13 protein-coding genes are annotated in these 12,969 nt (G+C 46.7%); 2 read left to right on the plus strand and 11 right to left on the minus strand.

The window, feature by feature from the left end:
• Window positions 1–117: 117 nt before the first annotated feature.
• From GQF01_RS34090 to GQF01_RS34100, 3 genes are all read right to left on the minus strand, one after another.
• A complete protein-coding gene (locus tag GQF01_RS34090; protein WP_161411773.1) occupies window positions 118–1,002 on the minus strand; it encodes a nucleoside hydrolase in 885 nt (294 codons plus the stop codon).
• A gap of 38 nt (window positions 1,003–1,040) precedes the next feature.
• Window positions 1,041–1,910 (minus strand): aminoglycoside 6-adenylyltransferase, encoded by an 870-nt coding sequence (locus GQF01_RS34095; protein ID WP_161411774.1) that lies wholly within the window; start codon window positions 1,908–1,910, stop codon window positions 1,041–1,043.
• Between the two features lie 64 nt (window positions 1,911–1,974).
• On the minus strand, window positions 1,975–2,790 hold the full coding sequence (locus GQF01_RS34100) for an MBL fold metallo-hydrolase (protein WP_161411775.1): 816 nt from the start codon (window positions 2,788–2,790) through the stop codon (window positions 1,975–1,977).
• 198 nt (window positions 2,791–2,988) lie between these two features.
• On the opposite strand from GQF01_RS34100, the gene GQF01_RS34105 reads away from it, so the two are divergent.
• Window positions 2,989–3,468 (plus strand): C40 family peptidase, encoded by a 480-nt coding sequence (locus GQF01_RS34105; protein WP_161411776.1) that lies wholly within the window; start codon window positions 2,989–2,991, stop codon window positions 3,466–3,468.
• 99 nt (window positions 3,469–3,567) lie between these two features.
• Here GQF01_RS34105 and GQF01_RS34110 read toward each other — a convergent pair whose 3' ends face one another.
• A complete protein-coding gene (locus GQF01_RS34110) occupies window positions 3,568–3,918 on the minus strand; it encodes a hypothetical protein (RefSeq protein WP_161411777.1) in 351 nt (116 codons plus the stop codon).
• 211 nt (window positions 3,919–4,129) lie between these two features.
• Here GQF01_RS34110 and GQF01_RS34115 point away from each other — a divergent pair, with 211 nt between their 5' ends.
• The gene (locus GQF01_RS34115; RefSeq protein WP_161411778.1) at window positions 4,130–4,474 is read left to right on the plus strand and encodes a DUF1904 family protein; all 345 of its coding nucleotides are present in this window, start codon (window positions 4,130–4,132) and stop codon (window positions 4,472–4,474) included.
• Window positions 4,475–4,609: 135 nt separating this feature from the next.
• Here the strand turns inward: GQF01_RS34115 and GQF01_RS34120 are convergent, their stop codons facing one another.
• From GQF01_RS34120 to GQF01_RS34150, 7 genes are all read right to left on the minus strand, one after another.
• The gene (locus tag GQF01_RS34120) at window positions 4,610–5,365 is read right to left on the minus strand and encodes a glycerophosphodiester phosphodiesterase (protein WP_161411779.1); all 756 of its coding nucleotides are present in this window, start codon (window positions 5,363–5,365) and stop codon (window positions 4,610–4,612) included.
• A gap of 11 nt (window positions 5,366–5,376) precedes the next feature.
• Window positions 5,377–6,405 carry a CehA/McbA family metallohydrolase gene (locus tag GQF01_RS34125; RefSeq protein WP_161411780.1) on the minus strand — a complete coding sequence of 343 codons (1,029 nt, stop codon included), beginning with the start codon at window positions 6,403–6,405 and terminating at the stop codon, window positions 5,377–5,379.
• Entirely contained in the window at window positions 6,402–6,863 is a 462-nt protein-coding gene (locus tag GQF01_RS34130) for a hypothetical protein (RefSeq protein ID WP_161411781.1), read from the minus strand. The genes GQF01_RS34125 and GQF01_RS34130 overlap by 4 nt, the downstream gene beginning before the upstream one ends.
• 241 nt (window positions 6,864–7,104) lie before the next feature.
• A complete protein-coding gene (locus tag GQF01_RS34135; protein WP_161411782.1) occupies window positions 7,105–8,112 on the minus strand; it encodes a LacI family DNA-binding transcriptional regulator in 1,008 nt (335 codons plus the stop codon).
• Window positions 8,113–8,208: 96 nt separating this feature from the next.
• On the minus strand, window positions 8,209–10,827 hold the full coding sequence (locus tag GQF01_RS34140; protein WP_161411783.1) for a glycosyl hydrolase-related protein: 2,619 nt from the start codon (window positions 10,825–10,827) through the stop codon (window positions 8,209–8,211).
• Window positions 10,828–10,865: 38 nt separating this feature from the next.
• The gene (locus GQF01_RS34145; protein WP_161411784.1) at window positions 10,866–11,657 is read right to left on the minus strand and encodes an endonuclease/exonuclease/phosphatase family protein; all 792 of its coding nucleotides are present in this window, start codon (window positions 11,655–11,657) and stop codon (window positions 10,866–10,868) included.
• Window positions 11,658–11,663: 6 nt separating this feature from the next.
• Window positions 11,664–12,944 (minus strand): CehA/McbA family metallohydrolase, encoded by a 1,281-nt coding sequence (locus GQF01_RS34150; protein ID WP_161411785.1) that lies wholly within the window; start codon window positions 12,942–12,944, stop codon window positions 11,664–11,666.
• Window positions 12,945–12,969 lie beyond the last annotated feature (25 nt).

Here is a 12,969-nt window from a genome sequence, read left to right on the forward strand (position 1 = left end):
AGACTTTTATCTTCCAAAACAACGCCGTCCAGAAACCCTTCACGGCAATAGATAGCTTTTCCGCACTTTGAACACGTACCAACAAGTTCCTGCATACTGCGCCCTCCCTCGATGAGACTATCCGCATACAACCGAGAAATAATGCTCAAAAAAGTGCGTTCGGTCGACGGCTGAAGCTATTTCATGTCTACCCTCTACGCTTTCACGAAAGCTCATCATCCCTAGCTTCTCTTCATGCATAAAATCAACCTCGATCTGCCCTCTTTGATAATCACAAAGATCAGGCTCAAACAGACAGGCAGCCACCAGCGGATCATGGAACGTCATCGGGTGATTCTCCAGCCAGGGAGAGCCGAAGCGTTCCACCGCCTTCATCACATCTGTATGGAAAAGATCCTCTTTTTCCTGCTTTTCCAAGACAAGCTTGGTTGTCACATTAAGCCCGAACGTCCTCACGTGCTGAACATTTGCCTGATAAACAATGGCCGCAGCATGCGGGTCTAACCATGCATTCCAATTATCCTGCGGCATATTCAAGCTGCGTTCTAATGCCTCCGAAAACACACCGCTCATGATAGACAACTCTTTGAGCAACATGGGAATTTCCGGATCAAGTGAGAATAGCAACGCAATATTCGTCAAATGTCCGATGGCCACGAGAGAAATTTCATGGGGATGTTCTCTAATTGCTGCACGCAACTGATCCACGGCTTGGTTTTTGCGAAAATGTGTGTCGTGCGGAAAGATAGATAAGTTGACGGCCCCGCCGGGAGTCGGATACAAATCGCTAGGTAAAAGTTGCCTATCCGCGCCGGCGAATATAGGAATATGGCGGCCAGCCACTTTGCAAATGCTGTCTGCAATCATGGCTCTTTGCTCAACTTCGCCGCCTACGGTCGATATGCCGACCATTTCACACGCCGGCTGTCGAAGCAAATACGCTAAACATAGGGCGTCATCGATATCTCCGCCGATATCGGTGTCTAACCACACTTTTTTCATAGACAACTCTCCACCTTTCGCTTTATCCTACTTCATTCTTAGTAGATAGCTTCCACATCCGCAGGTAGATTTCTCACATGTGCCAAATGTGCCGTAACGTTCTCATCTTCCTCTAGGTTATAGGGATAGCCAAAATATCGAGCAACCCCATGCGCCGCTTCCCTGAAAAGCTCACACATGGTAAAAAGCCCTTGCCACATATGCTCATAATCGCCATCTGGATAGGTTTGTACAAATACCGACCACTGGTCAGGTGCTAGATAACTTTCAAAATATTTGCCGCACTTTCCTGAATCTACGGCGAAATTCGTTTCAATGCCAATATGCCATTGAAGCATCCTTATCAGCATATCCCTAACGGGGCGCTCATACATGTATTTCGCATAGGCGAGCTCCCTCCGCCATAACCCTTTTGCTACATAGGTGCTCACCCACCAGAACTCGTTGCAGCAATCAGCAAATTGAGAAGCAGTAGGAGGAATTGTCAAATAGTCGCGATTGCTTGGTTCATCAAATGGCGCGATAATGCCGTCCTTATCTAGCAAGAGTACGCTCAAGCTATCTCTCTTCCAAGCTGGCAGATGATCAGACTCATAGAAGGTTAAATCGATACGATTGCCATCCTTAAATAGCATGAGAAATGCGAAATGATGTAAGGGTTCTGAGGGTTCTGCGCCCATTTCATCCGGTGTTTGCATCATGATCAGCTTCCCGAAGCGATCGATCCAACTGCGATCTTTCACAAAAGATTGCAAGGATGTCACCACGTATACAATGTCATAATCCTGAAAAATATCCCGGGGAACATTCGGATTGGCGCGTGAACCATTCATGATAACCGCTCGTATGTATTCGTTTTCTGTTGCAAACGCTCTAATGAGGGCAAGCATCTCTTTTTCAGTTCTCATGTCGATTCCTCCATAGACATAATATGGATTATCTTGCTACTTTGGCTTGTCCTTTGAGCTTGACCTACAAATATTCGCGCTTCATAATCGTGACGTTTTCCTTGTGGCATCCTTCCGTAAAGCTAGATGGAAAAGCGTGTTCTTGATTTAGCGCCTCTAGTGCCGCTTCATCGTTTGCGATTACGGACTGACGAAGTCTTTTCAGATAATCAGCAGCCAGATCCACACGTCTCTTCATTTCATTCTGATCCCAAGTGGCTATGCCATGTCCAGGAATTAATAGTTGAATATTATGTTTCTCAAGTATCAAGCTGCTTTTATCAAGTGTATCACCATAAGCCTTCGCGCTATCGTATATGAAAGGCAACTCAAAATCTGATAAATAGTCCCCCGCAATCAGAATGCCCAAGGGTTCAACTACCGTCATTAGTCCATCTGCCGTGTGTCCTGGGGCTAAATAGAATGTCAATGTCGTTTCTCCTAGATGAAACTGCTGACCATCCTCTTGAATCACAATATCCAGCTCCGGAAATACAATCGGATAGTTCCTGATTACATAATTTTCGTTGTCAAAATCCCGGATAAGCTTCAGCTTTTCGTCTTTCTTAGGGTGATTGTGGAGGCCCAAACTTCCAATTGTTTTCGCACCCGGGAACGCCTGATAGCCAATAATATGATCGAAATCTCCATGTGTAAAAAGCAGATAAATCTCCCGCTCCCCCTTGAGCGATAACACATAATTTTGGATGGTTTCTATTTCATTCGGCAGCCAATTCGGATCTACAAGGATGATCATTTCTTTCGTTTGAATGACGGTCGATGTGGTTTGAAATAGTGCGCTTTGGTACACGATTACGGCTTCATTTTGAAATTGAATCATAGGGTTTCTCTACCTTCTTTCTACTCTTTTTCGTACAAATGATCTGATCCCAAATTTAACTATGATCACAACAATTACCATGGTTAATAAACCCTACGTACCCATTAATCCACTAACGCCCACCATGATTTTCTATGGTACAGTTATCACATAAACACTTTATACTACCAAATTTGGAAAAAGGATGTGTCATCACATATGAAAAAATTAGTTATTTCTACCTCGGTAGCGCTTTCCTTACTATTTTCGACGGTTGGGGTGTCAATGCCTGCTTCTGCATCGGCACAAGAGATTTATGCCACGAACGGTCATAAATTTGTGAGTACAGCACAATCTTATATCGGTAGAGTTACTTACCGTTTTGGTACGAAAGATCCGGCGCATCTAACCTTTGATTGCTCCTCATTTACACAGTTTGTATTCAAGAAAAATGGCGTCAATCTCCCATGGGGCTCCAAAGCTCAAACAAGTTTCGGTTCCCGCGTTCCAAGCAAGAGCCAATTAGCCATCGGTGACCTCGTGATGTTCAGTGTGAGCAAGCCTGGCCAAATCGATCATGTTGGGATTTATGTTGGAAATGGTAATTTCATAAGCAATACGAAGAGCTCCGGGGTTTCTATTACCTCATTGAAAACTGGTTACTGGAGTACTCGCTACATAACAGCTAGACATTATTAATATCATATATAAGACTTATAAGACTTACTTACTAAAAAGAGAGTTCAAGGAATTTCGATTCCTTCGAACTCTCTCCCTTTTTCACCATGAGTCACATGATTATGATTTCACCGTTTGCTCCATAATACGCTCTTTAATTTCCTCCGGATGATCGATCTGAAACACAACTTTGCCAAATTCATGTCCCTCCAATTCAAGGACGACGACATCCTTATGATTTTCATAAGAAATGAAGCACCATCTATTCCCAATCAGGAAACGTCCTTCTCGAATATCGGCAACAGAAGTACCCACCCTGAATTGAAACATGGATAGTTTAAAATCTTCAATTGACACTTTTTTTATGCTTTTAAAAGGAATATCGACTTGACGTTTCAGCGCGGCTGCGCTTGTCAATCCTGATAGATGTAGAATTAGGCGATCATTCATATACTCAACGGTTCTAGACATAGGATTACCTCCGGGCTTTTAATTATTGTTTCATTCAGCAATTACTTTCCTTATCTTATCTGAACATCTATAATACGATTAAGTGTACAAGATCGTTCACACGACCTATCGAGATCTGAGAATGATTTCATCTAAAATAGGTTTTGTTTTTATGTTTAGTTTTCAATAGAATGATTAAATTCGCTAACAACTATGCAAAGAAGGAATCAGCATGCCGTTTCTCCGTTTCAAAGGATTTCAGAAGGACTTCGTTTCATCGATCTCGACTAGCGTCATTCAGGAGTTCTCCAAGATAACTGGCGTTTTGCAGCAAAAGGTCAAAATCGAGCTTCTGCTTGTTGAACAGCTAAGTAACTCTCCGCAATCGCTGGAAATTCTCATGTTTCCAAGAGATCAGGAAATGCACGACGCTATTGCGCAAGAGATGAATACCCTGTTAGCCGCGCATGGCTTTGGCGATGTTCATATCTTTTTTATTCTATTGTCCCCTCATTTGTACTACAAAGAAGGACAACCCTTGAAGAGCATGCTAGAAGAACCCATTTCCTTGACATGACTCCCGGTCTATAGATGAAGACGGCGTTTTCTCACCCGAATAGGGGAGAAAACGCCGTCTTTTTCGTTTGCAGACTTGTGCAAAGCTGGCTTTACACAGTTGTTAACGGGAAAATCTCATAAACCACTTTCCGTGTTATCGTTCTTTTTTTATTTGAACCAACTCAGCTAGGTTGCGTGTCGTAATCGACTGAACCCCCATCTGAATAAAATGCTTCATCTCATCAAGCTCATTGACCGTCCAGATGCAGACATCTAATCCATACTCCGCTGCGATTGGAAGCAGCTCAGGCTTCACTACGCGATAATTCAAATTAAGCCCAAAACACGCGGATCCCGCGGCATCTCTACAAATTTGATGCGCAACCTCGACATAAGGAGCATCCGTCATAAATACGCTAGGATCAACGTTCAGCAGCTTGCGTACCCGCGGATTTACACGTTGAACAAGCCTGGCGCGTTCTGTCTCGCAACCTGACAAGAAAACTTGCTCAAGAAGCTGATGCTCTTCTATCCATGCAGCGACGGGCTCTACACAGGCATCCGATTTAAGGTCCAAATTCATTTGGACGCCGACACCAGACGCCTGCAGATAAGGAAGTATTGCGTCTAACGGAAGAATACGTATAGTTTCATCGGGAGCCCCGCTATGGGGTTTAACATCTAAAACACGCAATTGCTCATAGCTCATTTGAGAAATCCAGCGCTCCGTGCCGTCTGCCAAATGAACATGATCATCATGTGAAAGAACAAGAATTCCGTCGGCTGTAATGAGCACATCTTCTTCTAGAATGTCGGCTCCGTAATTCAATCCAGTCTCAATGGATTGGAGCGTATTATCGGGCGTGCCCATGCAGCCGGTGTGGGCAGTTATTCGTGGAAATGAATTCATTGGTCTTCCCCTCAATCCTTGTCAGAAGAACTAGGTTCTTCTGTCAAATATATCGCATTTGTAAATCCAATTAACGTATTGACACTGCAAAACACGCCAGACATCTCGGCTCGCATCCAGTGTACGCCCGTCAAATCAAGATCCGTCGTCACTTGAGACTGATCTCGCGTAAGTTTGAATAAGGCTAGCTCTCCCTTATTACTAACCAGCTTCATCTCTAACGGATGATCTGGAAGCTCATAGTAGCCTTCTCTTGCCGTATAATCGACGCCAACCGTGACTTCCATCGGCACACCCGGCTTTATTGGTACGCTATCTCCGATATCTGCCGATACACTGCCGGCTTGGCCAATGCGGAGCTGTGGCAGTGGCCCCATCGAAACCGCAACCGCTCCGCGTTTCAACGCATCAAGCGCAGCTGCAACAATGCCTGAACTGGCCACGACGGAATCGCGAAGAGCTAGATAGGTCGCCGAGATCGGTTCCGAAATGGGGTCAGATACATGCCAGTCTCTGCCGCTGGTCGCTGCAACTCTATAGCCCTGATTAAGCAGATCCGTCCACATCCCGAATGCGCGTGCATTATTTCTGCGAATCGATGGGAATAATCCCGACCATACCTCAATATAATCAATCTCGTTCCAGTCCGAGACTTCGAACTCCCAATAGCAGCCTGTGCACATTGGACTGCCAACACGGAAGGGATGCGCAAGTCCGACAAGCCCGCCTTGGCGATGAACACCATCGATGCCTCTGTGGATGTGGAACGGACTTAAGTTTCGCCAATCAACATACTCGGACAATCCGAGTGTAAGCATGTGACCGAAGAAAGTGGTCCATTCCAAACCTGGGATCACCTCGACTCCTGTTGCGGTTACGACTTCATCACGATTCGCAAGACCAGTCATCGTGTTATGGTCCGTTAGTGCAACTCCTCGCAGCCCCAATTCTTTGGCTGCTTCAGCCAGCTCTAACAGGGACTGCTTGCCATCACTGTGAAAGGTATGACAGTGAAGCTCAAATGGCAGCCATTGCTTCATAGCTCAGCACCTCCATCCCATACCTTCAAGCGATAGCGGCATTCCTCGGTTACGACACAATGAACATTAAGCATGATCTTCAATTGCCCCCTTGGAAAGACGCCAGGCGTGAATCCAGGAGATGCCTCTGTGGTAGTAACCGTGAGGTGTTGGACAGGATCATGACGGTGACCTGCACCGCGAAAACCATGTTCATCATCGAAGGAAAGTGTCAGTAGGTTCTGCAAAGGCAGAAACTCACGCCAGTTGTATGAAGCTCTGTGTTCCTCAAGTATGTATTGGTTAAGCCCTTCGCGAATCAGCGCCTCAGCTTGTCCCTCATCTTCCAGCTTTTTCGGATCATAAGCGAACTCGACGTGAAGCTCATGGCAATCTTTCGGTAGATGAAGGGTATAGGTAATATGGCTTTTCGAACAGCTCGGTGTTACTGTTCCTTCTGCAATCAATAACGTTTTCATCTTACATCCTCCTTCTAAATAAATAGCACCTAGCCCCTTTCAGGGACAGGTGCGCATTCCTTAGCATTTCCCTTAATACGACGCACAAACCTCGCAGCACCGCGGAGATCAACGAGATAGCAGCAGGCCGTAGGATCTTCACACGACAATTGGGGATAGCGCTTAACCTTAGTGCCGAAAAGTAGATCGCTCTACCTTTTCGAACCTTTCACATGACAGGTAGAACGATCTACTCTATTGCTCAATCACTATAAGACGCAGATGAATTCCGTAAAACAAGCTCAGGCAGCAAAACTACCCGCTGCTTCAGTACTTTCTCTCCTTTAATCTCCTGAACAAGCAGATCAACGGCCCTGCGTCCAATTTCTTGAATAGGTTGCGCGATGGTAGTGAGCGGCGGATCAATTAACGTTGCTAGAATCGTATTGTCGAAGCCGACGACTGATAGCTCACTCGGCAGCTGCATCCCCGCTACTCTAGCAGCGCGAATGGCGCCGATAGCTAGCAAGTCGTTGCAAGCGAATACGGCCGAAGGCCTGTCTTCCAGCTTAAACAGCTGGGACATCGCTTGTTGGCCGGACTCTACCGAAAATCCTCCGGTCGCGATCAGCCGCTCCTCTACATCCAAGCCAGCTTGGCACAGTGCTTGCTTACAACCACGAATCCGCTCCCGGTTACTCATATTATCCATATCCTCTACGAGGATCGCAATCCGCTTATGGCCTAGCTCTACGAGATGATTGCCTGCTTGGAAACCTCCAAGGTAGTCATCAACCATCACCGTATCCACAGCAAGAGTTGGCATTTCGCCCGTAATTAATGCAATCGGTATGTTTTGTTGGATCAGCTTCTTTAGAAACTGATCATTCTGAATCCGGGTTGCGGATATGATGCCGTCTACCCGCTTTTGTGAGAGCAACGATAAATATTTCACTTCTTTGTCCGGATCGTTATCGGTGTTGCAGATAAACACGCTAAACCCATGCTCATGTCCCCGATCCTCAACAGACCGGGCAATCTCGGCGAAGAAAGGATTCGCCAAATCGGGGAGCGTGAGTCCGATTGTGTACGTGCTTTTGCCCGTTAACGCTGCTGCTACCATACTTGGCTGGTATTTCAGCTGCTCCATAACGCTATGTACATGCTTCCGTGTCTTATCGCTAATTCGGCCTGTGGCGTTAATGACTTTGGATACGGTAGCGATGGACACCCCGGCGGCTTGGGCAACATCATAGATGGTCGGTTTCATTCCTTGCCCCTCTCCATATACATTCCTATCACTGACAATCCATATTGGCTTTATCATACGACAAGAACTGCCGCGCTGTAAACGTGAGAATAGCAATTAATTGATAATTCTAAAAGTATGAACTTCGAAAGGTTTCGTTACTAGTTTCAGACGATTATTGCTTACTTGCATCTGATCCTGATCGCGTTCCAGAAGATTCGTTACACGAACTTCTTTCACCTGGTCCGGAAGAACAATCTCCACTTCTCTTTGAACGCCCGTGCACTCGCGAATACGCAGAATGCAGCCATCCCCATTTTCTGCAACTTTCCAGCAGCTAACGGCCATTCCATCCAGCCCCGCTGGAAGTATTTCTTGGGTGGTCAAGTGCTCACCTACAAGTGCTGAAGTCGTTATAGTCCCAGTCATCGTTTCCTGTGCGACTTTCCAAACTTCGCCCTCTCGCCAATCACCGGCATGCGGCACCAGACGATAGCGATAGGTCAGATCGCCGCCGCTCCACTGCGGGAAATTCGTCCCCCACCAATTGTTGAATAAATTGAAATGCAGCTCAGGCTTCTCCGGCTTATACGCATGCTCGAAATCCCACATCCCATTCGTCCCGATAAAAAAGAGCGGCGAATCGAGCGGAATAATCGCCATCCCAGCGAATCCGTTGGAAATATCCACAAAATTCTCACAACAGTGAAGTAGTGTGCTGGAAGAACGAATTGTATCCGTAAGTGGATTCACGACGGAGCCCAGCTTGTTGATGCTGAACTGCGGGCGCTCCAGCTTCAGAGGGAAGACGATATGTCCCGACTCTGCCAGCGGTGTTTCCTGTTTCGCATGCAGCTTGTAGGCAACATCCAGATGTGGGGAATTATCGGTAAGCAGGAATGTCCATTCGATAGAACCAGCATTGCCATACTCAGCAGTTGTTACTGCGTCTGTAGCTGCTATGCATGTTACACCAACTGAGCCGCCTTTTTCCCATATTTGAATATCCGCCGCTTGTGTAGTGAACGTAAGCCTCTTCTGCTGTTCTGGATAATCGGTTTTACCAAAGTCATGGACACCCCAATCATAAAAGCGATACGCATATTTCTTCAAATAGCGCGTGATCTCTTTGCTGGAGTAAATATCGTACTTGTACTGACCAAAGCCGGTTTCTGCGCGATCATCAATCCATTCCTTACGCAGCTTCTTATCCCAGAGGCTTTGAATCCAGCCCGTGCTGCGATCTACTTTTACGATGATATAAGGATTCTCAATAACGGCCTGCGTCTCCGTTAAATAAGCGCGCGCTTGCCCTTTATTTTCAGCTGCAAGAATCTGATCGTCTTTCTTCGCATAATACAGCGTCTTATAGCCAAGTGCAGGTAAACCTTTAATCTGAGCTTCCGCTCCACCTTCGGATCGTTGCAAAGCAATGATTTCACCTGTTTCTGAATCGATCAGCACTTCATCGTCAGCTGGCAGATCGCTCTCTTGAATCCATGTTGTGGCCGTGCGGCTCCAACCCAAATTAGCATGAACTCGCAGCACTTTAGTTGCTTGATTGCCCACCGACTGCTGGTTTGTCAACACAGCTTTGGCCTCTTGTAGGGAGCTCTCTGCTTTATTCAAGTAGTCAACCTGTTCAGCCCAGGATTGTTCCATCCGTTGATAGCGTTCACTCTGCTTTAACTGCAGGAATGACTTCTTATCATAAGCGACTCTGGGAAAAAGGAAGGTCTTGCAGTCCATCCCCCAAGTATGCTCGCCAAACAGCAGCGTGTGCTCGTAGCTTTTGTCGATGAAGGCTTTTACTACCTGCTCAAACGCTTGCTTTGCCTCCGTAAAGTGATTCACAGCTGCCGCACTTTCCACTGCTGTGACTTGGCTTCTTAGCGCTCTTACCCTTGCCACCTCTCGCGGCGCAGTCCCAACCCCATGAATCCAAGAATCGGCCATATCGCCGCGAATAACCGGCAATTCTGGATTTCGCGCTAAGAAATCCGCTGCGAAATCGCCTAAGCTGCCGATATGCAGCTCAGCCGTTGAACCGCTTTCACGAATGGAGGCTTTCATTTCTTCGATGATACTGGCGTCATGCGGCCCATGGTTATCGCTGGTCTGAATCATCGCGAGCCACACAGGGTGCGTCCACTCTTCCGGCGGCAAAATCCCAGTCCCATAGGACCCTTTGGAATAAAACGTCAACAAACGTTCGCCATCGGGGCCTTCCCAGTAAAAGACCGGCGGAACGTCAGGCGGTGTTGTAGCTGGGTTGCAGCCCAGATGCAGAAACTCCACGCCCGCTTTTTTAAGGAGTGACGGTACGATCCATGTATGACCTGGAACATCTGTCATTTTGGCATCCTTCGGATCGTATCCGTAGAGGTTCGTAAGCCCTTCAGAGACATACATTCCCCGAATCCATTCTTCTAAGCCGCAAAATTCCGTATGTGTTGTATAGGGAAGCTTATGCCAAATCAGCTGTCGATTCTCCAGATAGGCTAAGGCCTTCTGCTTTTCTTCCTCATCACTGCCCTTCAAGGATTGAAGCAGCGGCCAGGCTGACATGGTCCAAACGTATTTTTCATGCTCATCATTCGTATGTGTTTGATCACAAATTTCAATAACATCTTTCAGCATCTCGGTACGATAACGCCCAACAACGTCTGACACTAACCCCGTAAAGCCAATATCAAAATGCGTTTTAAAGACGACATAAATCTTCTCTAGTGTCATTTCTCTTTCTCCTTCTGCTTACAATCTAGTTGTTCTTCTTAGAGGTTAATTTGAGCAATGACTGGATAATGATCGGACGGATACCCTCCGCCAATTTCTCTTCGATCTACAAGAGCTAGCACCACTTCCACATCTGGCGATACAAAAATGTAATCGATAGGCTCCCCCGCTTCGCCGCCTTGAAAGTCATGGGCCGTCCAGCCGATTGGATCAGGGAGCTGCGTGTAGGCATCTTTTAGCCAAGATTGCTCGCCTTCCAGGTCAATTTCTCCACGTAGGAAACGAATCGGTAAATCAGTTGGATGACTATTGAAATCTCCCATTAAGATTACAGGAAGAGCATGTTCCTTGTGATGAGCCGTGATATATTCCCAGATTACTTTGGTGCCGAGGTCTCTGGCCTGTTGGCTTTGATGATCAAGATGCGTATTATATACAATAAAGCGCTCCCCAGTTCCCTTATGTTCAAAAATAGCCCATGTACAGACGCGAGGAAAGCTGCTGTTCCACGAAATTGAAGCGGTCACTTCCGGCGTTTCGGACAGCCAAAACTGCCCATGCTGCTGAAGCTCCAGCTCCTTTTTCTTATAGAAAATAGCACAATGTTCATTCTCATGGGCGCCAAAGCGTCCTTCGCCAATCCATGTATATTCGGCTAATTTCGGTTGCAAATGATTCAGCATCTCATAATAGCCTTCCTGCGTTCCGACAACGAGTGGTGCATGAGCATGAATCATTTCGGCAACTCGGTCTATGCGATTCGGCCAAGCGTTAAGGCCATCTCCTGGATTGTTATATCGTAAGTTAAAAGTCATTACGGTACATTTCATCTGCGCTCACCTCTGAAAATAGATTGGGTTCGTTAACATTGCCATTAAAGTCATATCAACTTCCTCGAAATGACGCCACACTTCAACGCGATAAAACGCTCTACCCTTTTGCTCAACTTCCAATTCCCATGCTCCCGTCGATGAGCAAACGTCCGTTAACTCTACGCCGTGCTCACTAATGAGCTTAATTTGATCACCTTCACGGATGTGTTCAATTGTGACTACTACGTTATCAGCCACGTCATTTGACACCGTATCTCCCGTCATATAGGCGCCACAAGTTAGTTGTCCGAAGGGGCCTTCAGGCGAGTAACTAATGGCAACATGCCCTTTATCAATCCCTTGAAGAATGCCATTTACCGTCTTAGTTTCGGCATAAACCCACGTACACGGCATCGCGTGTTTCACATAACGTTCAGGGCGGTGCACATCGCTGCCGCCAGTTGCGACAAGCTTTCTGCCTGAGGCGAGCTGCTCCTGCCACCATGCCAGCGCTCGCTCATTGCGAGCGGTCCAAGGACCATTCCAGACTTCCCACCAGTCGTGATCCGTATTGAAATCCCACTCCCACGGGCAATAATCGCAATGGGGGTGGTTAAGTACGATTTTCGCCCCGCGCTCACGAGCCGTTGCGATTCGAAGGTTGACATCCTCTTGATTTCTCACCCGAAAATCATCAATCGGCTCTAAAACTCCCAGAAAATTGCTATGTCCAAAATTGGTCGTAAACTCCATGCCTGGAATCATGACGACTGGCGTATTCCGGGGATACGAATAATTTTGGCTAACGGCATTATGATCCGTCATCGCAATGAAATCACAGCCTAACTGCTCCATGATCGCCGCATTTTCCTCTAGTGTATAAGAGCCATCGCTATTTACACTGTGCGTGTGCAGATCCCCTTTGAGCCAGCGCGCTGTATGAAAATAGAACGTGATGGTGATCGTAACTTCACAGCCTTCTGCAGGAACCTTATAGGCGTTATGAAGCACGGCCCAATCGCCAGCTTGAAGTTCGCCAGGCAAATAACCAGGAGTCGCCTTCTCCAGTCCAATCACGAATTCGGAACGTGCGCCTCCGCTCCAGCCCCGCACTTTATGGCTGTCTCTGATGCCAAGATCTATGACAGGCTTCGCTTCACCATGGGACTGAACACTAAACTGCACATGAACCTCTTCTACCTGTTCAGGCATTTCGAATGGAACTTCCACATACGTACTTTGCTCAAAATGATGAATTTCTCTGCGGTAAGTCGTGACTTGTTGTCTTCGATTCGTTTGTGGCATGACGATCCCCACGCTCCTTTTTCAT

Source organism: Paenibacillus silvestris, assembly GCF_009882985.1.
Taxonomy (GTDB): Bacteria; Bacillota; Bacilli; order Paenibacillales; family NBRC-103111; genus Paenibacillus_E; species Paenibacillus_E silvestris.